This window comes from Agromyces protaetiae (assembly GCF_004135405.1).
Taxonomy (GTDB): Bacteria; Actinomycetota; Actinomycetes; order Actinomycetales; family Microbacteriaceae; genus Agromyces; species Agromyces protaetiae.
In genome coordinates this window covers 373,213-394,950 of sequence record NZ_CP035491.1, presented here as the reverse complement: position 1 = coordinate 394,950, position 21,738 = coordinate 373,213, and the positions used below count along the sequence as shown (strand labels likewise).

The window sequence follows — 21,738 nt, the reverse complement described above, 5'->3', positions numbered from 1 at the left end:
CGTATCGAGACCCGCGCGGCGCACGTTCCGCAGGCGCGCGCCGCGGAACATCCGCTCAGCATGCGCCCCGATAGGCTAGACGCGTGAAACCGAGCCCAACGGCCGCTCGTCGCGGATCCTCGCTCGCAGCGAACCTCGGACTGAGCGACCGCATCTTCGCCAGTGCCGCCGACCGGGCGATGGCGAAGGCCATCGACGACGGGCTCGACCGGGTCGAAGCGGGGCTCGTCGACGAGGTGTCGTTCACCGATCCGATCGCCGATCCGGCCTCGCGCTACCTGCTCGAGGCGGGCGGCAAGCGCGTGCGCCCCATGCTCACGCTCCTCGCGGCACAGCTCGGCGACGGCGTGACCGACGAAGTCGTCACGGCCGCCGAGGCGATCGAGATCACGCACCTCGCGAGCCTCTACCACGACGACGTGATGGACGAGTCCGACCGTCGTCGCGGGGTGCCGAGCGCACACGCGGTGTGGGGCAACTCGGTCGCGATCCTCACGGGCGACCTGCTGTTCGCGCGGGCGAGCCAGCTCATGGCCAAGCTCGGTGAGCGGGCGATCAAGATGCAGGCCGACACGTTCGAGCGGCTCGTGCTCGGCCAGCTCCACGAGACGGTCGGCCCGCAGCCGGGCGAAGACCCCATCGCGCACTACATCCAGGTGCTCGCCGACAAGACGGGCTCCCTCATCGCCGCGTCGGCGCACTCGGGCGTCGTGTTCGCGAACGCCGACAAGCGCTTCGAAGACCCCATGGTCGAGTTCGGCGAGAAGATCGGCGTCGCGTTCCAGCTCATCGACGACGTCATCGACCTGTCGCCGAGCCCCGCCGAGACGGGCAAGGTGCCCGGCACCGACCTGCGGGCCGGGGTCGTCACACTGCCGCTGCTGCGGCTCCGCGAGTTCGCAAGGCAGGATGCCTCGTCGGCAGACCTCCTCGCACGCATCGAGCGCGACGTCATGCCCGCCGACCCGGCTGCCGCGGGCGACCCCGTCGACACCAACACGCAGGCCGTGCGGCTGCCGCCGTCGAAAGAGACCGTCGACGCGATCGTCGCCGAGCTCCGCGACCACGAGGCCACGCAGGCGACGCTCGCCGAGGCGCACCGGTGGGCCGCCGAGGCCGTCTCGGCGCTCGACGTGCTGCCCGACGGCTCCGTGAAGAAGGCGCTCACGCGCTTCGCCGACACCATCGTGGAAAGATCGAACTAGTGACGAAGAACAAGTTGCGTCTCGCGATCGTCGGCGCCGGCCCGGCCGGCATCTACGCGGCAGACATCCTGCTCAAGGCCGAGCGCAACTTCGACGTCTCGATCGACCTGTTCGACCGCCTTCCCGCGCCCTACGGACTCGTGCGCTACGGCGTCGCGCCCGACCACCCGCGCATCAAGGGCATCATCACGGCGCTCCGCGAAGTGCTCGACCGTGGAGACATCCGGATCTTCGGCAACGTGCGCTTCGGCGAAGACCTCACCCTCGACGACCTCAAGCGCCACTACAACGCCGTCATCTTCGCGACGGGCGCCGTGCGCGACGCGTCGCTCCACATCCCCGGCGTCGAGCTCGCGGGCTCATACGGCGCCGCCGACTTCGTGAGCTGGTTCGACGGGCACCCCGATGTCCCGCGAACGTGGCCGCTCGAGGCGCAGCAGGTCGCCGTCATCGGCAACGGCAACGTCGCCCTCGACAGCGCGCGCATGCTCGCCAAGCACGTCGAAGACCTCATGCCGACGGAGATCCCTGCGAACGTCGCCGAGGGCCTCGCCGCGTCGCCCGTGACCGACGTGCACGTGTTCGGCCGCCGCGGCCCGACGAGCGTGAAGTTCACGCCGCTCGAACTGCGCGAACTCGGCGAGCTGCGCGATGTCGAGATGATCGTGTACGACGAGGACTTCGACTACGACGACGCGGCGCGCGCCGCTGTCGCGGGCAACAAGCAGGTCTTCGTCATCGACAAAGTGCTGCAACAGTGGCGGCAGCGTTCGGTGGGGGAGGCCTCGCGGCGCCTGCACCTGCACTTCTTCGCCAAGCCCGTCGCACTCGTCGACGACGGCACCGGGCGGGTCGGGGCGATCCGCTACGAGCGCACGGCGCCCGACGGGCAGGGCGGCGTCGTCGGCACGGGCGAGATCCGAGAACTGCCCGTACAGGCCGTCTACCGGGCCGTCGGCTACTTCGGGTCGCCGCTGCCCGACGTGCCGTTCGACGAGAAGTTCGGCGTCATCCCGAACCACGAGGGCCAGGTGCTCACGGTCGACCCCGAGACGGGCGACGCACGCCAGCTCTACGGCGTCTATGCGACCGGCTGGATCAAGCGTGGGCCGGTCGGCCTCATCGGGCACACGAAGTCCGACGCCATGGAGACCGTCGGCCACCTCATCAACGACCTCGGCAACTGGTGGAACCCCGAGGCGCCCGAAGAAGACGCCATCGTCGAACTGCTCGAAGCCCGAGGCATCCGCTGGACCGACCTCGACGGCTGGCACCGCCTCGACGAGCACGAACTCGCTCTCGGCGCGGCCGAGGACCGCGCGCGCATCAAGGTCGTTCCGCGAGCCGACATGGTCGACATCTCGCGCGGCGAGGTCTAGCGGAGTGCACAGGCGGCAGGGCGGATGTCCCGCCCGCCGCTACCCTTCTCTGCATGCCCCTCTCGGTCAGCGCCACTGTGCTCATCGCCGTCGTGCTCGGCGGCGTGCTCGGCTGGTGGCCGCTCGCGTCGTGGGCGATCCACCACTTCCGCGAGGCCGAGGTGAGCGAGCGGCTCGTGCGGGTCGTCGCCGCGGCGACGACGGCGATCGTGTGGGGCGTCGTCGTGTGGCGCGTCGGCGTCGTGCCGGTGCTGCCCGCCGCGCTCGCGTTCACAGCCGCGTCGACCGTGCTCGCCATCATCGACGTCGCCGAGCAGCGCCTGCCCGATCGGGTCGTGCTCTCGAGCCTCGCCGTCGTGGCGGTGCTGCTGCTGGCGGCGTCGGCGGTCTCGGGTGCGTGGATCGCGTTGCTGTGGGCGTTCCTCGGGGGACTCGCGATGTTCGCCTCGTACTTCGCGATCGCGCTCCTCTCGCCGCGCTCGATGGGCATGGGCGACGTCAAGCTCGCCGCGCTCATCGGCCTGCTCCTCGGGTGGCTCGGGCTCACCGCGTGGCTCGTGGGGCTCGTCGCGGCGTTCCTCGTCGGCGGGGTCGTCGCGCTCGTCGCGCTCGCACTCCGGCGGGTCACACTCAAGGGGTCGATCCCGTTCGGTCCGGCGATGCTCGCGGGCGGGCTCATCGGCGTGCTCTTCGTGAGCTGACGCCCGGCGAGGCGCATGGCGCGCGAGCGCCGCCCCGAGGCATCCGCCCGCCGTTCACTACGCTGGAACCGACGGCGGACCGGGGGAGGGGACGTGGCCGAAGGCGACTGGCGACCGGACGTGCTCGGTTCGCGGTTCGAGCAACTGACGCTCCCGCTCGGCGAAGACGACGAGGGCGAGGTCGTCGCGACGCTCGTGCGCTACCTGCCCGGGCGGCTTCCGGGCAAGCGCTGGTGGTGGCGGAAGCCCTTCACCCGTGGGGCCGCCGAGGGCGCCGACGTGCTCTACCTGCACGGCTGGAACGACTACTTCTTCAACCCCGAGGTCGCCGAGTACTGGGCCGGGCAGGGGGCCCGGTTCTTCGCCCTCGACCTCCGCAAGTACGGCCGCAGTCTCCGCCCCGGCCAGACGCACGGCTACATCACCGACCTCACCGATTACGACGCCGACCTCGCGGCAGCGCTCGACGCGATGGGGCGCCCGCACGACGGCACCGGCACCGGCATCGACGCGGCTGCCGTCGGCGCGAACCCCGGGGCATCCGCTCGGCCCTTGATCCTCGTCGGGCACTCGACCGGCGGGCTCGTCCTGTCGCTCTGGTCGGCTCGCCATCCCGGCCGGGCTGCGGCGCTCGTGCTCAACAGCCCGTGGCTCGAGTTCCAGACCGGACGCGTCGGGCGCGGCGCGCTCACGCCCGTCATGGCGTGGGGCGCGCGCGTCAACCCCATGGGGCCGCTGCCGAACCCCGACCTCGGCTTCTACGCGCGCTCGATCGACAAGGCCCAGGGCGGCGAGTGGGAGTACGACCACGAGTGGCGGCTCGACAAGGGGGCGCCGACGCATCCGGCGTGGCTCACGGCGATCCTGGCGGGGCACGCGATCGTCGCGGCGGGCATCGAGGTCGGATGTCCCGTGCTGACGCAGCTCTCAGCGCGTTCGCTCATCCAGCCGAGGTGGGACGAAGCCATGCGGACGAGCGACATCGTGCTCGTGGTCGACGAGATCGCCGAGCGGGCGCTTCGCCTCGGGGCGCAGGTGACGGTCGTCCGCATCGACGGCGCGCTCCACGACGTCGCGCTCTCGCGCGAGCCCGCCCGTGCCGCGGGCTACGCCGCGATCACACGGTGGCTGCGGGGCTACGGCCCGCGCTGAGCCGCGCGCCCGCCCGCGCCCGCAGCCCCCGGCCCCCAGATTCCTTGGTCGGCAACGGTGGCTTCTGCGCACGACGGTGAGGTAGGCGCATCCGCCGGGTGCAGAAGCCACCGCAGACCCTGCGCCCGGCGCGCGCCGACGGATCCTCCACAGTCGGCGGCAGCGGGACGCACACCCCACCGCACCCGTCTCCGCGTGAGTCCGATCCCGCGGCCGATGACACTGGCGAGGTGACATTCCTCCCGATCACCCCGAACGGCCTCATTCGCTTCGACGCTGTTGCCGAGCTCGGACTCCGCGGCGAGCTTCTGTCTGCTCTCCGAAGCGGCGAGGTGCAACGGGTACGACGCGGCGTGTACACCCAGGTCACCGACGTCGGTGCCAGTTCACACTGGGAGCGTGCGGCCGAGCGGTACCGCATCGGCGTGATCGCAGCGGCGCAGACGATGGATGCTCCGGTGTTCACGAGCTTCTCGGCGATCGCACTCGCGCGGTTGCCGATCTTCGGCGGTTGGCCCGATGAGGTGTACGTGCTCTCGCGCAATGGCTCCGCGAATCGTCGGCGCGGGGTGATCGCGACGGCGAGCCGCGGGCCGGTCGAGTCCCGGCTCATCGACGGATGTGCGACCACCTCGATCGAATTCTCGCTCATCCAACTCGCACGCCGTGCGACGCTTGCGGCGGCCTTGACGGCGGTCGATGCGGCGATTCGCGTCCCGCGATTCGGCGGCGCACGGCCGATGACGACGATCGAGGCCCTCCGCGCCCAGCACGAGGCGATGCTTCCGTATCCCGGCAGCCTGCGGGTCGAGGCGGTGTTGAGCCGGGCTACGCCGCTCGCCGACACTCCGCTCGAAACAGTGAGCAGACTCGCGTTCGAGCAGCTCGGCTTCGAAGCACCGACGCTCCAGCTGCCGATGTGGTTGCCGGAGCTCGGACGCCAGGCCTTCCTCGACTTCTATTGGGAGTCGGTCGACGCCGGCGCCGAGGCCGACGGGCGAGGCAAGTACTTGAGCGGTGACGGCTCGGCGGGCTCGGCGGCGCACACGGTCATCCGTGAGAAGGACCGTGAGAATGCGATCCGCCGGCAGTTGCGAGCGTTCGACCGGTGGGATTGGGCCGACGCACTCGCGCTCGGGCCGCTCGCCGCTCGCCTCGACGCGATGGGAGTGCCTCGCACGCGGAGCCCGAAGCTCATGATCCCGAAGCGAGACGCGCCGGCCGCGCGACCGATTCGCGGCGCAGGCCCGGAGCGACCGTCACAACGGTGACTTCTGCACACCGAGGTGATTCGGGGAGCACCGCGGTGTGCAGAACCCACCGTAAGAGCGGAGCGGAGCGGAGCGCCGCGCCGCCGCCGCCTCAGCGGAAGTTCACGAACTGGAGGTCGACCTCGAGGTCGGCGGCCTTCAAGATGCGCATGGTCTCTTGCAGGTCGTCGCGGCTCTTCGACGAGACGCGCAACTCGTCGCCCTGGATCTGGCTCTTGACCGACTTCGGCGCCTCTTCGCGGATGATCTTGCCGATCTCCTTCGCATTCTTCTGGTCGATGCCGTTCTTCAGCTCGATCTCGATGCGGAACTCCTTGCCCGAAGGGTACGGGTCGCCCGAATCGAGGCTCTTGAGCGTGATGCCGCGCTTGATGAACTTCGACTGCACGACGTCGAGCACGGCCTTCACGCGCTCGTCGGTCGACGCCTTGAGCAGGATCTTCTCGCCGCTCCACTCGACCGACGCGCCGACGCCCTTGAAGTCGTAGCGCTGCTCGATCTCTTTGCGCGCCTGGTTGACCGCGTTGTCGGCCTCCATCTTGTCGACTTTGCTCACGATGTCGAACGTCGAATCTGCCATGCGGGAAAGTCTAGCGAGCGGGGGCAGCAGAGCAGTGCGTACGGATGTCTCGAGTGCGCGGTTCACGCGGCCTGCACCTCGTCGCCGACGGAGAGCACATCGGTCTCAGAGGCGTCGAGGTCGGGCACGAGCCACACCCCGAACCACGTCTTCCCCTCGCGTCGCCTGTGCTTGGCGAGCGTGCGGATGGGCTCCTTGCCGCGTTGGAGCGTGTCGGGGTCGATCGTCGTCATGACGCACCGGTCGCACACGCCTTGCACACGGAAGCGCACGCCGCCGACGTGCACGTGCGACCACGCCTCCTCGGCGAACGGCTCGCGCGGGTCGCCGTCGATCACGAGGTTGGGCCGGAAGCGCTCGACGACGAGCGGGGGAGCGTCGGTTTCGCCGCGCTCGAGCGCGTCTTCGAGGGCTAGCGCGTTGAGACGGGCGACGGATGCCTCGGACGCGAGCAGCAGCGGCCCGGCATCGGCGAGCGAGAGGATGTCTCCGGGCCGGCCGCCGTTCGACGGGTTGACCGTGCGGGCGCGCGGGTCGGGCTGCCAGACGAGCCGCAGCGGGCGGCCAAGGCGGGCCGAGAGCCACGCGTCGGCGTCAGACCCGGCGGGAAGCGCCGTGCCTTGACGGCTGTGGCCGACGGCGATCGGCTCGGCGTCGGAGGCCGGCATTGCGACCCGCAGCGCGGGTGCGCCGTCGCGCGAGCCGAGGAGCAGCGCAGAAGCCCCAGCCCCAGCCCCGGCCCCGGCGTCGACCACCTCGGCCGTGAGCCCGAGCATCGCGTTCTCTTCGCGTGCGGTCACGGGCTTCCCGTCGGGGTCGACGACCGCCCATCGGCGGTCGCCTTCGAGTCCCCACGGGAGCACGTGCGTCGCGTCGGTGTCGACGCCCGCGAACGACTTGACCGGGTGCACGCGGATGCGTGTGAGCTTCATCGCTCAGACCTCCGGCCGGGCCGTCGACGAGCGGACGCGCAACTCGTAGGGCAGCGAGATCGAGGCCGGCTCCGAGGCATCCGACCCTGGTTCGAGCTGTTCCATGAGGGTCTCGACCGCCTGCTCGCCCTGCACGCGCGGGAACTGCGCGACCGTCGTGAGGCCGAAGAAGTCGGCGAGGTCGTGGTCGTCGATGCCGACGACGGAGACGTCGCGCGGGACCGACATGCCGAGATCGCGCGCGGCGAGGATCGTGCCGAGCGCCATCTCGTCGCTCGCCGCGAAGATCGCCGTCGGGCGGTCGCGGGGCGAGCCGAGGAGCTGCTTGGCCGCGTGGTAGCCGCCCGCGACCGTGAAGTCGGCGGGCGCGAAGTACTTGGGTTCGGGCTCGATCCCGGCGTCGCGCAGCGCGCTCTCGTAGCCGAGGCGCCGGTTGGTCGGCAGATGGAAGTCGAGGTCGAACTCGAGGTCGCCGCCGATGTGCGCGATGCGCCGGTGCCCGAGGCCGATGAGGTGCTCGGTCGCGAGGCGTGCGACGGCGATGTCGTCGATCGTGAGGGTGCGGACGCCCGGGATCGGCCCGCCGACGCCGACGAGCGGCTTGCCGAGGTCGTGCAGGCGCGTGACCTCGGACTCGGTGAGCTCGAGGGAGACGGCGATGACGGCGTCGACCCGCTGACGCAGGAGGAAGTGCTCGAACACGCTCGCGCGTTCGGCGCCGTCGCCCGAGAGGTTGTAGAGGGTGAGGTCGTAGCCGTGGCGGAGGAGCGCCTGCTGCGCGCCTTCGAGCACCGACGAGAAGAACCAGCGGTTGAGGAAGGGGATGACGACGCCGACGTTGCGCGTGCGCCCCGAGGCGAGGCTCGACGCGTTCGACGACACGACGTACCCGAGTCGGGCGGCGGCCTCCAGCACCTTCGCCTTCGACGCGGGCGACACATGGCCGCGCCCCGAGAGCGCGCGCGAGACCGTCGCGGTGGACACCCCCGCAAGGCGTGCGACGTCTTCGATGCCGGCCATGGCTCCTCGTTCCCGGCGGCGCCGGAGTCGTGAGGCATCTTATCGGGCGTGGCGCCCGGGGCCGGCAAGCGACGCCGGGAGCGAGGCCGCAAGCGACGCCGTGAGCAACATCGCCGATTCCGCGGCGCGCGGGCGTGGCATCCGCTCGAATGCCCGTTCGCACGATAGAAAAGCCGTTCGGGCCGGCTCTCGGGGGCGATGCCTGTCCGTCCGAATCGAACCGAAGGGACCGTCCACCGTGAAGTGGGTCAAGCGCATCGCCATCGGACTCGTCGTGCTGTTCGCCGCGTTCTATCTGATCACGCGGCCCGAAGACGCCGCGACCGCCGTGCAGGGCACGGTCGGCGCGGTCGTGGGCGGCGTCGAGTCGGTCGGTCGCTTCTTCACGACGCTCGCGGGCTGACAGGCCGGCGCGTGCGCCTGTTCGACCCGAACGTCCGCAAGCACCTCATCACCGATGAGGGCGAAGTGGTCGTCGACGAGGTCACCAAGCACTGGACGGCGAGCCTCAAGCCGTTCCTCGAGATCGCGCTCGCGGTCCCCGTGCTCGCGCTCCTCTTCTGGTTGCCGCGCGACTTCTACTGGGTGCCGCTGCTCGGCGCGCCGATCCTCGTGCTGCACGCGCTGTGGCGTATCGCCGAGGTGCGTATGGACCGGTTCGTCATCACGAACATGCGCGTGTTCCGCGTGCACGGCATCCTCTCGCAGCAGATCTCGACGATGCCGCTCGCGCGAATCCTCGACATCTCGGTGCGGAAGCCCGTGATCGGCCGCATCCTCGGCTACGGCCACTTCGTGTTCGAATCGGCCGCGCAAGACCAGGGGCTCCGCGAGATCCGCTTCGTCGGCCGGCCCGACCAGCGCGACCTCACGATCCAGCGGGTCATCGCGCGGGCGGGACTCCGCGGGGCGGGGGCGCAGCAGGGGGTGCCGGCACGGTATCCGGACTCCGAGCGGATGCCTCGCGCCGACGACGGGTGGATGCACCTGCGCGAGACGCGCGAGACCGAGCGCATCGGCGACGCTTGGTGGACCGAGCGCGAGGAACGATACGACCGCGACGAGGCACGGTTCGTGCCGGTCCAGGATGTCTCGGGCAGTCATCCGGAGCATCCGACCGAGCCGATCGCCACGATCGATCCCGAACGCCCCGCCCACGCCTGACGGCTCGATTTCGCCCTGCGACGATGCCCGGGTATTCTTGTGAGGCCCCTGGTTGTGTGCAGAACTTGGTCGGGGGCGACATGGCGAGTTACCCAAGCGGCCAAAGGGATCTGACTGTAAATCAGACTGCTCAGCATTCGGGGGTTCGAATCCCTCACTCGCCACCATGTGATGAGTCGCGACATAGGTCTCACCTGAGTCGCGACATAGGTCACGTTTTGAGAGCCCCGGGCCATCGGCCTGGGGCTCTCATCGTGTTGCGCCAGTAGGCCTTGTTGGGGTCGATGGTGTTGGTCGCGATGATTTCGCCGGTGCGGAGTGCGATGACGGTGACGGTGTGTTCGTCGGCGATGAGGATGACGGGTGTGCCGCGGTGGTTCGCGCCGATTCCGAGGTGGTGCATGCGGGCGGCACGGCGGAAGCTGATCTTGCCGTTGCTGCCGACGTGGTCGTGGCGGACGCGGTAGTGGATGGTGTCGGGGCGGCTGCTGGCGGGCGCGGCTTTCGGTGAGGCTGCGTAGGCGATCGCGGGAGTCGTTTCTCGAGCGCGGTGCGGGCGGTGCTGGTTGTAGTGCTCCCGGAATTGATTGAGCTGATGTTGCAGCTCGGGGATCGTGGTCGCGCGGGGTCGGGCGGTCAGCCAGCGTTTGAGGGTCTGGTGGAAGCGTTCGATCTTCCCCTGAGTCTGCGGGCGGTTCGGGGCGCCGTTCTTCTGCACGATGTTCAGTACGGCCAGGACGTATTCGAACGCGTTGCGTCCTCCGCCATGTCGGGCGGTGTAGACGCGGCCGTTGTCGGTCAGCGTGGACGCCGGCGGGCCGTAGTCGTCGACGCAGGCGAGAAACGTGTCCACGACGTCCTGGCCGGTGACCGGGTGGTGGACGGTGCAGGACAGCAGCAGGCGGGAGTGGTCATCGAGCCAGTTCAGGATCTCGACATCGGTGCCGTCGGCAAGGCGCCAGTGGGTGAAGTCGGATTGCCAGGTCTCGTTGGGCTGGGATGCTTCGAACCGCACGTAGGAGGATCTCGGACGCTTCCTCGGCTCGGGAATGATCAGGCCGGCGGCGTGCAGGACCCGTCGGATCGTGGACGTCGACGGCGGTCGCAGCCCTTCCGTGCGCAGATACCAGGCGATCGTGACCGGCCCGGCATCGCTTCCGGCGTCGGTCAGAGCGCGGCGCAGTTCGACGATGCGGTCCCGCACCCGGTCTGTCGTCTTCTGCGGTGAGGTTCGAGGGGCTCGGGAACGAGACTCCAGGCCATCCAGTCCCTCCTCCCGGTAACGGGCGAGGAGCCGGTGCAGATGCCGCCGAGAGAGTCCGTACTGCTCCGCCGCCTCGGTGACGGTGAGTTGCTTCGCGACGATCTTCAACACGATCACCCGGTGCTTCGACATGCCGCCGACTGTGACCTATGACGCGACTCATGAGCGACACATCACCTGTGACCTATGTCGCGAACTCAGACACCTCACTCGCCACCAGAGAGCCATCGCGATGCGGTGGCTTTTCTCGTTTCCGGGCGCGTAGCGTGAGGGTATGACCGGCCCCGAGACATCCGCACCCTCGCCAGCCGAACTCCTCGAACTCGCCCGCACGATCGCGCTGCAGGCCGGCGCGTTCGCGATCGAGGCCCGCCGCGCGGGCGTCGAGGTCGCAGCGACGAAGTCGACTCCGACCGACATCGTGACGGCCGTCGACCGTGACACCGAGGCGCTCATCCGCACGCTCATCCTCGAGGCGCGCCCCGACGACGGCATCCTCGGCGAAGAGGGCACGTCGCTGCCCGGCTCGACCGGGCTCGAGTGGATCGTCGACCCCATCGACGGCACCGTCAACTTCCTCTACGGCATCCCGGCGTGGGCGGTCAGCATCGCCGTCGTCGCGCGCTCCGAGGGCGCGAGGCAGTGGCGGGCGCTCGCAGGCGTCGTCGTGAACCCGACGAGCGGCGAGCTGTTCGAGGCATCCGAGGGCGGAGGTGCGACGCTCGACGGGGCGCGCATCGAAGCGAATCAGGATGTCCCGCTGTCGCGCGCGCTCGTCGCCACGGGGTTCGGCTACGCCGCCGAGAAGCGCCGGGATCAGGCGGCGATCGTCTCGCAGCTTCTGCCGCGCATCCGCGACATCCGTCGGATGGGCGCCGCGTCGCTCGATCTCTGCGCCGTCGCGGCCGGTCGCATCGACGCGTACTACGAGTCGGGGCTGCACGCGTGGGATCACGCCGCCGGGGCGCTCGTCGCGGCCGAGGCGGGTGCACTCGTGACCGGTCCGCGCGGCGGAGCCGCCGATGAGGAGTTCATCCTCGTGGCCGCGCCGCGGCTGCACGCCGAGCTCGCCGAAGCGCTCCGCGAGGCAGGCGCGCCGGCCTGAGTGCCGGGCTGCGCGGCGGTCTGCGCGGCAGTCCGCGTGTGGCGACTCGAAACGGGGCATCATCTCCGAATGACTCTCGGCATTCGGTGGCGCGATCGGATGTCCCGGGGTACGCTTTACCGATCCGTTATCTCGGCCCCGGTCGCGATGGCGCCCCCTACGATTCGCCCCCTACGCCGAAAGTTCCCCCCAACGTGCTCGAGTCCCCCCTCGTGCCCGACGGTTCCGCGCCAGGCACTCAGTCTCCCGTGCGGGCTGAGCGACCCCTCACAAGGCGAGAGATCCGGGAGCGCGAGCAAGCGGCGACCGCGACGCAGGCCGTCGCGGGGTGGACACCGACGGCGACTCCGGCTGCGGCGATGCCCGCGACGCCCGCGATGCCCGTGGCTCCGGCGCAGGCGCCGATCGCGCAGGCCCCTTCGCACTTCTCGCACATCGACCGCACCACGATTCCCGAGGCCGAGCAGCCGAGTCGCCGCCGCGACCGCCGCCCGGCCTCACCGCATTCCGTCACAGACGGAGCCGGATTCGAGGCGCTGCTGCAGTCCGCGGCGCAGACTCCGGTCGCGGGACGGCCCACGACGGAGACCGACGTCACGGCGCAGTCTGTCGGTTCGGCCGTGGACGCCGACATCGCCGCCCGGATCGGGGCATCGGCGCAGCGCCCGACCCGTCTCGAGCTCACCACCCCGGTCGACCAGGCGACGCACGCTCGACTCGCGGCACTCGCTCCTGCTCCAGTTCCGACGGCTTCCGCTGAGCACACGGCCGTCGCGCACCCGTCAGCCCTCTCTCGCCGCGCCGCACGCCGGCAGGAACGCGGCGCCGAACAGATCGGGGCGGACTCGATTCCCGAGCCCGCAGCTTCCACGGCCTCCGACGTCTCGGCCGTAGCCGCCTCCGACGTCTCGGCCATAGCCGCCTCCGACGTCTCGGCCGTAGCCGCCGCCGACGTCTCGGCCTTCGGCGGGCTCGACGAACTCTTCGGGGCCTCTACCCCGGGCGAGGTCCGTCGCTCTGAGGCCCGCACCGAGGCATCCGGCCGTCGCGCCGCGCGCGATGCGGCTGCGGCGGTCGAGACGGGGGTGTTCGAGCCCGCACACCCTGAGCCCGCGCGTTCCGAGGCCGCGTACCCCGAGGCATCCGCCCGCCGCGACCAGCGCGTCGCACCGGGCCGTCGCGTAGCGCCCGAGCCCGAGGCATCCGCCGCGACCCCCGCGCGCCCCGCGACCGGCCGTCGCAGCAAGGGGGTGCGCGCGATCGCCGCCATGGGATTCGCGGTCACCCTGGCGCTTGCGACCTCGATCCCCGCCCTGTCGCTCCTGAGCCCCGAAGACGTGCAGGCGCTCGCGCTCGCATCGCAGACCGCCGAACGTGGGCCCGGGCAGCGCGTCGACCTCGACAGCGGCTCGATCATCGCCGAACAGGTCGGCGTCGAGAGCTACCAGCACCAGTCGATCGCAGAGTACGCCGCGGCCGCAGGCATCCGCCCCGAGGCGACCTTCACGAACAACCCCAACGGCACCATCCAGTGGCCGTTCGCCGTCGGCGTCCACATCGGCGACCGCTTCGGATACCGCGACTGCGCGGGCTGCTCCGAAGACCACCACGGGCAGGACTTCAACCCCGGCTACGGCGCCGAGATCCAGGCGATCGCCGACGGCGTCGTCTCGGTCTCGACCGACGACGGCGACTCGCTCGGCGTCGTCACGATGATCGACCACGTCATCGACGGACAGGTCATCACGAGCGTCTACGCGCACATGCAGTACGGCTCGCGCCGCTTCGAGGTCGGCGACACCGTCAAGGTCGCCGACATCGTCGGGCTCACCGGAACGACCGGCATGTCGACCGGCCCCCACCTCCACTTCGAGATCCGCATCGGCGGGGTCGACGGCGAGTGGGTCGACCCGCTCGAGTGGCTGTACGACAACACGAACTGACGCGCTGCGCGCTGCGCGCCGCGCGCCCGACACGCTCGCATTCGAGTACCGGTACCGCAGCGGAGTGCCGAACACTCCGTTCTCCGACGCGCGAACGGCACTCCATCGGCGATGAGACCGGTGGAGTGCCGTTCGTTCGAGTTCAGAAGCGGGTCAGGCGCGGAGCCAGACGGTCGTGTCGGGCGGCAGCGAAGAGCCGGATGCCCCGGCGCCGAGCTCGTTCGACGCGAGGAGGACCTCGCCCGCGGGCAGCGCGACTGCGGCCGTGCCGGCGTTCGCGACGACGAGGACGTCGCCGTTGCGGAACGCGACGACGTCGGCGGGGACGTCGAGGCCGGCGCCGAGTGCGTCTGCCCAGACGAGCGTCCCCGAGCCGAGGGCGTGCTCGCGGCGGAGCCGCAGGGCGGCCTGGTACAGGGAGAGGGTCGATCCGGCGACGCCTTCTTGCTTGTCGCGGGCGAGCTCGGCCCATTGGGCGGGTTGGGGCAGCCACGAGGCATCCGAGGGCCCGAAGCCGTACGACGGCACGTCGCCCTCCCACGGGATGGGCACGCGGCATCCGTCTCGTCCATAGCGCTCGCCGTCGGTGCGGAACCACGTGGGGTCTTGGCGGACGTCGTTGGGCAGGTCGATGACCTCGGGCAGGCCGAGCTCCTCGCCCTGGTACAGGTAGGCCGAGCCGGGCAGCGCGAGCATGAGGGCGGTGGCGGCGCGGGCGCGGCGCACGCCGGTCGCGTACTCGGGGATGCCCTTCGAGCGCGGGCCGAGGCCGTGGCCCTGGGGGTTGTCGGCGGTCACGGCGAGGCGCGTCGCGTGGCGGACGACGTCGTGGTTCGAGAGCACCCAGGTCGAGGGGGCGCCGACCGAGCCGAACGCATCGAGCGAGTCGTCGATGACCTTGCGGAGGGCTGCGGCCTTCCACGGCGTCTCGAGGTAGGCGAAGTTGAACGACTGGTGCATCTCGTCGGGGCGCACCCACTTGGCGACCTTCGAGAGCGGGTCGACCCAGGCCTCGGCGGCGAGGATGCGGTCGCCGGGGTATTCGTCGAGCACCTTCCGCCAGTCGCGGTAGATCTCGTGCACGCCCTCCTGCGCCCAGTACGGCGGGGCGTCGCCGGGCTCGGTGCTGATCTCGGGTTCGAGCGGGACGCCCTCGCCGCCGGCACCGCCCATCGAGCCGGCGCCCTCGGCGGCCGTCCAGTCGGGGAGCCCTTCGGCCTTGACGAGGCCGTGGGCGACGTCGACGCGGAAGCCGTCGACGCCCCGGTCGAGCCAGAAGCGCAGGATGCGCCGGAATTCTTCGCGCACCTCTTCGTTGTGCCAGTCGAAGTCGGGCTGCGACGAGTCGAAGAGGTGGAGGTACCACTGGCCGAGGTTGCCGTCGGCCTCGACGACGCGTGTCCAGGCGGGGCCGCCGAAGACCGACTCCCAGTTGTTCGGGGGCAGTTCGCCGGTCGCGCCTTTGCCGTCGCGGAAGAGGTAGCGGGCGCGCTCGGCGCTGCCGGGGGCGGCCGCGAGCGCGGCCTGGAACCAGACGTGCCGGTCGCTCGAGTGGTTGGGGACGAGGTCGACGATGACGCGGATGCCTCGTGCGTGCGCCTCTTCGAGCATGGCGTCGAAGTCGGCGAGCGTGCCGAAGAGCGGGTCGATGTCGCAGTAGTCGGCGACGTCGTAGCCGGCGTCCTTCTGGGGCGACGTGTAGAAGGGCGAGAACCAGACGGCGTCGATCCCGAGCGACTGCAGCGAGCCGAGGCGAGCCGTGACGCCCGGCAGGTCGCCGATGCCGTCGCCGTTGCTGTCGGCGAACGATCGCGGGTAGATCTGGTAGATCGCGGCGGTGCGCCACCATTCCGAAGTCATGCCGAAACTGTACGACATCCGCGTACACCATGGAAACGCTTGCAGGTCGCACGGAGACATCCGATGGGTCACGAACCGGTATCGAAGGCCGGCTTCCGGTTTTGCGGACGGCCGGTGAGCAGGTATACCTGTAACCGCTTGCACACGGCGAGCAACATCATTCGGAAGAACGGCCTTTCGGGCACGGTGCGCGTTCCGCGGCAGTCGCGGCGGAACACGGGCACGACCCACACCTGGCGAAGGCGCCGGACTCTGCAACGCACGAAGGGCACACCAATGAGGGTGAACAGGAAGAGCCTCCTCGCCGCAGGCGCCGTCGCGATCGTGACGACGCTCGGTCTCGCGGGATGCGCGGGCGGTTCGGGCGACTCGGGCGACGGCTCGGGCGACTCGTCGGCCGCGAGCACGCTGACGGTCTGGGTCGACACCGAGCGCGTCGACGCGCTCAAGGGCGCAGCCGAGGCGTACACCGAGAAGACCGGCGTGAAGGTCGACCTCGTCGGCAAGGACAACGCCGACATCAAGGACGACTTCATCCAGCAGGTGCCGACGGGCAAGGGCCCCGACATCGCGATGGGCGCCCACGACTGGCTGGGCGAGCTCTCGACCAACGGTGTCGTCGCCCCCATCGAGCTCGGCGACTCCGCCGCCGACTACCTCAAGGTCGCGATCGACGCGTCGACCTACGAGGGCACGACCTACATGCTCCCCTACGCGGTCGAGAACATCGCGGTCCTCCGCAACGCGGACCTCATCCCCGAGCCGGCCGCGAACTTCGACGACATGATCGCGAAGGGCAAGGCCGCCGGCCTCGCGCAGCCGTTCGTGGTCGAACAGGGCGCCGAGGGCAACCCGTACCACCTCTACCCGTTCCAGACCGCGTTCGGCGCGCCCGTCTTCGGCACGAACGACCAGGGCTACGACCCGACCGATCTCCAGATCGGCAACGCGGGCGGCGAGCAGTTCGCGCAGTGGCTTTCGGGCCAGGGCAAGAACGGCACGGGCGTCTTCAACACCGACATCGACGGCGACATCGCGAAGACCGCATTCCTCGACGGCACCGCCGCGTTCTGGCTCACGGGCCCGTGGAACGTCGGCGCCGCAGTCGACGCCGGCATCAACGTCGCGATCGACCCGGTTCCGAGCCCGACCGCAGACCCCGCCTCGCCGTTCGCCGGCGTCAAGGGCTTCTTCATCTCGGCCGAGTCGAAGAACAAGGTCGCCGCGAACGACTTCCTCGTGAACTACCTCGGCACCGAAGACGTCCAGCTCGAGCTCTTCAAGGCGGGCAACGTCCTCCCCGCCCTCTCGGCCGCCGCCGAGACGGCCTCGGCCGACCCGATCATCGCGGGCTTCGCCGCCGTCGGCGACCAGGCCGTCCCGATGCCGGCCATCCCGGCGATGGGTGCGGTGTGGCAGTACTGGGGCATCGCGCAGGCCGAGATCATCAACGGCGCCGACCCCGTCGCGACGTGGCAGAAGCTCACGGCCGATGTGCAGGCCGCGATCAGCAAGTAAGCACCGGATGCTCCGGGCCGGGCGCTCTTCGCCCGGCCCGGAGTTTTCCGCTGCACGATGGGCTCAGGGGAGAGACACATGACGAGCGCGATCGACGACGAGGTGCGCACCGACGGCGCACCGCCGAAGAAACCGACGAAACGGCAACGGCAAGCCGCCGCGATCGCCGAGGCGGCTTCGGGCAGCATGAAGGTGCTGCTCCTGAAGATCGTGCTCCTCGGCATCGTCGACGCGGTCGCGCTCTACGCGCTCTTCGTGCTCGTCGGCGCCGAGCAGTGGATCGTCGCCGGCGTGGTGCTCGTCGTCGCGGCGATCGTCAACTGGATCTACTTCTCGAAGCGCAAGCTGCCGGCGAAGTACCTCACGCCGGGCATCATCTTCCTCGTCGTGTTCCAGGTGTTCGTGCTCCTCTACACGGGGTACGTCGCCTTCACGAACTACGGCACGGGCCACAACGGCACCAAGGAGCAGGCGGTGTCCTCGCTCATGGCATCGTCGCTCCAGCGCGTCGAGGACTCGCCGACCTACCCCGTCACGGTCGTCGACCGCGGCGGCGAGCTCGGCCTCCTCGTCACCGACCCCGACTCGGGCGACGCCTTCGTCGGCACGAGCGACGAACCGCTCACCGAGGTCGAGGCATCCTTCGACGGGGATCGTGCCGTCGCGACCGACGGATGGACGTCCCTGCAGTTCGCCGACGTCCTCAACCGCACCGACGAGATCACCGAACTCGCGGTGCCCTACTCCGACGACCCCAACGACGGCGCGCTCCGCACGCCCGACGGGTCGAGCGCATACCGGTATATTTCGACGCTCGAGTACGACGAGACCGCGGGCACGATGACGAACCTCGAGACGGGCGTCGTGTACTCCGACACGGGCGTCGGCGCGTTCACCTCCGAGAACGGCGACCAGTTGCTGCCGGGCTGGCAGATCGTCGTCGGCTTCGACAACTTCGTGCGGGCGGTCACCGACCCGCGCCTCGCGAACCCGCTCGTCTACGTGACGCTCTGGACGTTCGCGTTCGCGCTCATCTCGGTCGCGTCGACCTTCTTCCTCGGGCTCTTCCTCGCGATCGTCTTCAACGACATGCGGATGCGCGGACGGAAGATCTACCGCGTGCTCATGATCCTGCCGTACGCGGTGCCGTCCTTCCTGTCGGCGCTCATCTGGGCGGGCATGATGAACGAGAGCTTCGGCTTCATCAACCAGGTGCTCTTCGGCGGGGCATCCATTCCCTGGCTCACCGACCCGTGGCTCGCGAAGCTCTCGATCCTCATCGTGAACCTGTGGCTCGGCTTCCCATACATGTTCCTCGTGTGCATGGGCGCGTTGCAGTCGATCCCCGACGAGCTGCAGGAGGCGGCGACGGTCGACGGCGCGAGGCCGTGGGCGATCTTCCGGCTCATCAAGCTGCCGCTCCTGTTCGTGACGGTCGCGCCGCTCCTGATCGCGTCGTTCGCGTTCAACTTCAACAACTTCAACGTCATCTACATGCTCACCGACGGCGGGCCGAGAGACAGCAACGCCCCGATCCCCGTCGGCTTCACCGACATCCTCATCACCATGGTCTACAAGGTGGCCTTCACCGGTCAGCTGCGCGACTACGGTCTCGCGAGCGCCTACTCGATCATCATCTTCGTCATCGTCGCCGTGATCTCGATCATCGCGTTCCGCCGCACCAAGAGCCTCGAGGAGCTGAACTGATGTCCACGCTCGAAACCACCGGCGCCGCGGCGGCCGCGGCCGCTCTCCCGAAGCGTCCGTTCAACTTCTCGCGCTGGTTCCGCGCGACGGGCTGGCGCCACATCGTCGGCCTCGTCATGGTCGTGTTCGCGTGCTTCCCGATCCTGTTCGTCCTGTCGAGCTCGCTGAACCCGCAGGGAACGCTCACGGGGTCGAACGCGCTGTTCTCGAAGATCGGCCTCGACAGCTACATCCGGATCCTCTCGAGCCCCGACATCCCGTTCGCGAACTGGTTCGCCAACACGCTCATCGTCGCGGGCATCACGGCCGTGGCGTCGACGTTCCTCGGCGCGCTTGCGGCGTATTCCTTCTCGCGCATGCGCTTCACGGGCCGCCGGTTCGGCCTCATCTCGATCGTCGTCGTGCAGATGTTCCCGCAGTTGCTCGCGGTCGTCGCGATCTTCCTGCTCATGAGCGCGATCGGCGACTGGTTCCCGGCCATCGGCCTCAACACGCACGCGGGCCTCATCATGGTGTACCTCGGCGGCGCGCTCGGGGTGAACACGTTCCTCATGTACGGGTTCTTCAACACGATCCCCGTGTCGATCGACGAGGCCGCGAAGATCGACGGCGCGGGCCACGCCCGCATCTTCTTCACGATCATCCTGCGTCTCGTCGCCCCGATCCTCGCGGTCGTCGCGCTCCTCAGCTTCATCTCGAGCGTCAACGAGTTCGTCGTGGCGTCGGTGCTCCTCATCGACCCGCAGAACCAGACCCTCGCCGTGGGCCTCACGAAGCTCGTGTCGAACCCGCGCTACGCCGACTGGAGCGCGTTCTCGGCGGGCGCCGTCATCTCGGCGCTGCCGGTCGTCGCGCTGTTCCTGTGGCTGCAGAAGTACATCGTCGGCGGGCTCACGGCGGGCGCGGTGAAGTAAGGGCGGGCGGATGACTCGTGCCACCACTGTTCTCGTACTCGAAACGTTCGCCTGAGAGGGTTGGCCCATGACGACACCGCACCACGACGGCTCGCCGCTTCACGTCTCCACCCAGACGCCCGCGCTGGGGAGGTCGTGCGGGTTCGGCTGCGGGTGCCCACCGGTGCGACCGCCGCCGACGGCACGCCCATCGGCCGGCTCGCGTGGGTCGGCACGAGGTCGAACCCGAATCGCGAGCCGCGGTTCAGCGAAGCGGAGCGGCTCGGGCCTTCGACAAGCTCGATGAGCGAGGGTGACGGCTGGGACTGGTGGGAAGCCGAAGTCGAGGTCGAGAACCCCGTGCACGGCTACCGGTGGCTCCTTGCAGGCGTCGACGGCCGTCAGCACTGGGTGAACCAGCGGGGGCTGTCACTCGTCGAGACGCGCGACGACGACGACTTCCGGCTCGTCGCGCATGCGCCCGCGCCCGACTGGGCGGCGGCGAGCGTGCTCTACCAGGTCTTCCCCGACCGGTTCGCGAAGTCCGAAGGCGCGCCCTTCGACGTGCTCAGGGAGCGCGGCGAGCTACCCGACTGGGCCATCCCGGCCGACTGGGACGACGCCGTCGACCCCGAGATGCCCGGCCGGTCGCAGCAGATCTTCGGCGGCGACCTCGACGGCGTGCGCGAACGCCTCGACCACCTCGTCGAGCTCGGCGTGAACCTGCTCTACCTGACCCCGGTCTTCCCGGCGCGATCGAACCACCGGTACGACGCGTCGACGTTCGACCGCGTCGACGACCTCCTCGGGGGCGACGACGCACTCGTGCGGCTCGTCGAGGCGGCGCATGCCCGAGGCATCCGCGTCATCGGCGACCTCACCTCGAACCACTCGGGCGACGCGCACGAATGGTTCCGCACGGCGCAGGCCGACCCCGAGTCGATCGAGCGCGGGTTCTACTACTTCGGGCCGGATGGTGCGTACGAGTCCTGGCTCGGGGTGCCGAGCCTGCCGAAGTTCGACTGGTCGTCGCAGGAGCTCCGCCGCCGGTTCATCGAGGGCACTGACTCAGTCGTCGCTCGCTACTTGAACGAGCCGTTCGGACTCGACGGCTGGCGCATCGACGTCGCCAACATGACGGGGCGCCTCGGCGGCACCGACCTCAACGCCGAGGTGCGGCAGACGATCCGTCGCACGATGCTGGGCGTCAAACCCGACACGATCCTCCTCGGGGAATCGACCAACGACGCGGCATCCGACTTCCAGGGCGACGCGTGGCACGGCGCGATGACCTACACGGCGTTCACGCGTCCGCTGTGGAGCTGGCTGCAGACGCCCGGCAGCCCTGCGGGCGGGGGCCTCGGCTTCGCCCGTGCGCAGGTGCCGACGCTCACGGCGCCGCAGATGCTCGACGCGCAGACGGCGTTCGCGGCGGGGTTTCCGTGGCGCACGCGCCTCGCGACGATGAATGCGCTCGACACGCACGACACCCCGCGATTCTTCACGCACGCCCGGCCCGGCACGGTGCCCGTCGCGCTCGGCCTCTCGGTGACGCTGCCCGGTATCCCAGTCGTCTGGGCGGGCGACGAGTTCGCGCTCACGGGCGTCGACGGCGAGGCGAGTCGCACGCCCATCCCGTGGTCGCGTGTCGCGGAACCTGAGGTCGCCGAGACGCTCGACGTCTACCGCACGCTCCTCGGCCTGCGGCGGGCGCAGCCCGCGTTGCAGACGGGCGGACTCAGGTGGGTGGGGGCGACCGACGACGCAGTCGCGTTCGTCAGAGAAGCGGCGGATGCCTCGGTGCTCGTCTTCGCGGCCAGGTCGGCGTCTGCGGTGGAGCTCGCCACGGGCGCACTGCCGCAGCTGGTGGGCGACCCCGAGCTGCTCGCAGCCTTCGGAGACGTGCGGCTCGAGACATCCGGAACGTGCGCGATCTCTTCCGGCGGGCCCGCGTTCGCGGCCTGGCGGCTGCCCGGCGTCGCGGTTCCGACCACCGGTTCGGAGCACGGCCGATGAAGTGATATTCTCTTCTGGTTGCCGATTT

At 69.9% G+C, this 21,738-nt stretch carries 18 protein-coding genes and 1 tRNA gene; 14 read left to right on the top strand and 5 right to left on the bottom strand.

The window, feature by feature from the left end; all coding sequences use genetic code 11:
- The first annotated feature begins 83 nt into the window (after positions 1-83).
- The 5 genes from ET445_RS01845 (at position 84) to ET445_RS01825 (ending at position 5,708) form a co-directional block, all read left to right on the top strand.
- Positions 84-1,205 (top strand): polyprenyl synthetase family protein, encoded by a 1,122-nt coding sequence (locus tag ET445_RS01845; RefSeq protein ID WP_243695290.1) that lies wholly within the window; start codon positions 84-86, stop codon positions 1,203-1,205.
- Complete coding sequence (locus tag ET445_RS01840; protein WP_129188317.1) at positions 1,205-2,584, top strand: FAD-dependent oxidoreductase; 1,380 nt, start codon at positions 1,205-1,207, stop codon at positions 2,582-2,584. Before ET445_RS01845 ends, ET445_RS01840 begins: the two co-directional genes overlap by 1 nt.
- A gap of 53 nt (positions 2,585-2,637) precedes the next feature.
- Complete coding sequence (locus ET445_RS01835) at positions 2,638-3,285, top strand: prepilin peptidase (protein WP_129188315.1); 648 nt, start codon at positions 2,638-2,640, stop codon at positions 3,283-3,285.
- A gap of 93 nt (positions 3,286-3,378) precedes the next feature.
- Complete coding sequence (locus ET445_RS01830; RefSeq protein WP_243695289.1) at positions 3,379-4,437, top strand: alpha/beta hydrolase; 1,059 nt, start codon at positions 3,379-3,381, stop codon at positions 4,435-4,437.
- Between the two features lie 230 nt (positions 4,438-4,667).
- Positions 4,668-5,708, top strand: coding sequence for a type IV toxin-antitoxin system AbiEi family antitoxin domain-containing protein (locus tag ET445_RS01825; RefSeq protein WP_129188311.1), 1,041 nt, complete (start codon positions 4,668-4,670; stop codon positions 5,706-5,708).
- A 91-nt stretch (positions 5,709-5,799) separates the two neighbouring features.
- On the opposite strand, the gene ET445_RS01820 is transcribed toward ET445_RS01825, so the two are convergent.
- The 3 genes from ET445_RS01820 to ET445_RS01810 all read right to left on the bottom strand — a co-directional run bounded on the left by ET445_RS01820 (position 5,800) and on the right by ET445_RS01810 (position 8,240).
- Entirely contained in the window at positions 5,800-6,288 is a 489-nt protein-coding gene (locus ET445_RS01820) for a YajQ family cyclic di-GMP-binding protein (RefSeq protein ID WP_129188309.1), read from the bottom strand.
- 62 nt (positions 6,289-6,350) lie between these two features.
- Complete coding sequence (locus ET445_RS01815; protein WP_129188307.1) at positions 6,351-7,220, bottom strand: MOSC domain-containing protein; 870 nt, start codon at positions 7,218-7,220, stop codon at positions 6,351-6,353.
- A gap of 3 nt (positions 7,221-7,223) precedes the next feature.
- Entirely contained in the window at positions 7,224-8,240 is a 1,017-nt protein-coding gene (locus tag ET445_RS01810) for a LacI family DNA-binding transcriptional regulator (RefSeq protein WP_129188305.1), read from the bottom strand.
- Positions 8,241-8,478: 238 nt separating this feature from the next.
- On the opposite strand from ET445_RS01810, the gene ET445_RS17085 reads away from it, so the two are divergent.
- The 3 genes from ET445_RS17085 (at position 8,479) to ET445_RS01795 (ending at position 9,571) form a co-directional block, all read left to right on the top strand.
- Positions 8,479-8,643, top strand: coding sequence for a hypothetical protein (locus tag ET445_RS17085; protein ID WP_165314444.1), 165 nt, complete (start codon positions 8,479-8,481; stop codon positions 8,641-8,643).
- Positions 8,644-8,654: 11 nt separating this feature from the next.
- Positions 8,655-9,404, top strand: coding sequence for a PH domain-containing protein (locus ET445_RS01800; protein WP_208008495.1), 750 nt, complete (start codon positions 8,655-8,657; stop codon positions 9,402-9,404).
- A gap of 82 nt (positions 9,405-9,486) precedes the next feature.
- Positions 9,487-9,571: transfer RNA gene (locus tag ET445_RS01795), tRNA-Tyr, on the top strand.
- A gap of 44 nt (positions 9,572-9,615) precedes the next feature.
- Here the strand turns inward: ET445_RS01795 and ET445_RS01790 are convergent.
- Complete coding sequence (locus ET445_RS01790) at positions 9,616-10,800, bottom strand: IS481 family transposase (RefSeq protein WP_129188301.1); 1,185 nt, start codon at positions 10,798-10,800, stop codon at positions 9,616-9,618.
- A 142-nt stretch (positions 10,801-10,942) separates the two neighbouring features.
- Here ET445_RS01790 and ET445_RS01785 point away from each other — a divergent pair, with 142 nt between their 5' ends.
- Both ET445_RS01785 and ET445_RS01780 read left to right on the top strand, forming a co-directional pair.
- Positions 10,943-11,773, top strand: a complete 831-nt coding sequence (locus ET445_RS01785; RefSeq protein ID WP_129188299.1) for an inositol monophosphatase family protein — start codon at positions 10,943-10,945, stop codon at positions 11,771-11,773.
- A 248-nt stretch (positions 11,774-12,021) separates the two neighbouring features.
- Entirely contained in the window at positions 12,022-13,716 is a 1,695-nt protein-coding gene (locus ET445_RS01780; RefSeq protein WP_129188297.1) for a M23 family metallopeptidase, read from the top strand.
- A 153-nt stretch (positions 13,717-13,869) separates the two neighbouring features.
- Here ET445_RS01780 and ET445_RS01775 read toward each other — a convergent pair whose 3' ends face one another.
- The gene (locus ET445_RS01775) at positions 13,870-15,594 is read right to left on the bottom strand and encodes a glycoside hydrolase family 13 protein (protein WP_424922867.1); all 1,725 of its coding nucleotides are present in this window, start codon (positions 15,592-15,594) and stop codon (positions 13,870-13,872) included.
- Positions 15,595-15,852: 258 nt separating this feature from the next.
- On the opposite strand from ET445_RS01775, the gene ET445_RS01770 reads away from it, so the two are divergent.
- The 4 genes from ET445_RS01770 to ET445_RS01755 all read left to right on the top strand — a co-directional run bounded on the left by ET445_RS01770 (position 15,853) and on the right by ET445_RS01755 (position 21,710).
- Positions 15,853-17,094, top strand: a complete 1,242-nt coding sequence (locus tag ET445_RS01770) for a sugar ABC transporter substrate-binding protein (RefSeq protein ID WP_129188293.1) — start codon at positions 15,853-15,855, stop codon at positions 17,092-17,094.
- A gap of 78 nt (positions 17,095-17,172) precedes the next feature.
- Positions 17,173-18,801, top strand: coding sequence for an ABC transporter permease subunit (locus ET445_RS01765; protein ID WP_129188291.1), 1,629 nt, complete (start codon positions 17,173-17,175; stop codon positions 18,799-18,801).
- A complete protein-coding gene (locus tag ET445_RS01760) occupies positions 18,801-19,715 on the top strand; it encodes a sugar ABC transporter permease (protein WP_129188289.1) in 915 nt (304 codons plus the stop codon). The genes ET445_RS01765 and ET445_RS01760 overlap by 1 nt, the downstream gene beginning before the upstream one ends.
- Before the next feature lie 153 nt (positions 19,716-19,868).
- On the top strand, positions 19,869-21,710 hold the full coding sequence (locus tag ET445_RS01755; protein WP_243695288.1) for a glycoside hydrolase family 13 protein: 1,842 nt from the start codon (positions 19,869-19,871) through the stop codon (positions 21,708-21,710).
- The last annotated feature ends 28 nt before the right edge of the window (positions 21,711-21,738 follow it).

Coding starts and splice junctions, on each gene's coding strand:
- ET445_RS01820 (WP_129188309.1), bottom strand. CDS start 6,288: ATGGCAGATTCGACGTTCGACATCGTGAGCAAAGTCGACAAGATGGAG.
- ET445_RS01815 (WP_129188307.1), bottom strand. CDS start 7,220: ATGAAGCTCACACGCATCCGCGTGCACCCGGTCAAGTCGTTCGCGGGC.
- ET445_RS01765 (WP_129188291.1), top strand. CDS start 17,173: ATGACGAGCGCGATCGACGACGAGGTGCGCACCGACGGCGCACCGCCG.
- ET445_RS01790 (WP_129188301.1), bottom strand. CDS start 10,800: ATGTCGAAGCACCGGGTGATCGTGTTGAAGATCGTCGCGAAGCAACTC.
- ET445_RS01760 (WP_129188289.1), top strand. CDS start 18,801: ATGTCCACGCTCGAAACCACCGGCGCCGCGGCGGCCGCGGCCGCTCTC.
- ET445_RS01785 (WP_129188299.1), top strand. CDS start 10,943: ATGACCGGCCCCGAGACATCCGCACCCTCGCCAGCCGAACTCCTCGAA.
- ET445_RS01770 (WP_129188293.1), top strand. CDS start 15,853: ATGAGGGTGAACAGGAAGAGCCTCCTCGCCGCAGGCGCCGTCGCGATC.
- ET445_RS01835 (WP_129188315.1), top strand. CDS start 2,638: ATGCCCCTCTCGGTCAGCGCCACTGTGCTCATCGCCGTCGTGCTCGGC.
- ET445_RS01810 (WP_129188305.1), bottom strand. CDS start 8,240: ATGGCCGGCATCGAAGACGTCGCACGCCTTGCGGGGGTGTCCACCGCG.
- ET445_RS01775 (WP_424922867.1), bottom strand. CDS start 15,594: ATGTCGTACAGTTTCGGCATGACTTCGGAATGGTGGCGCACCGCCGCG.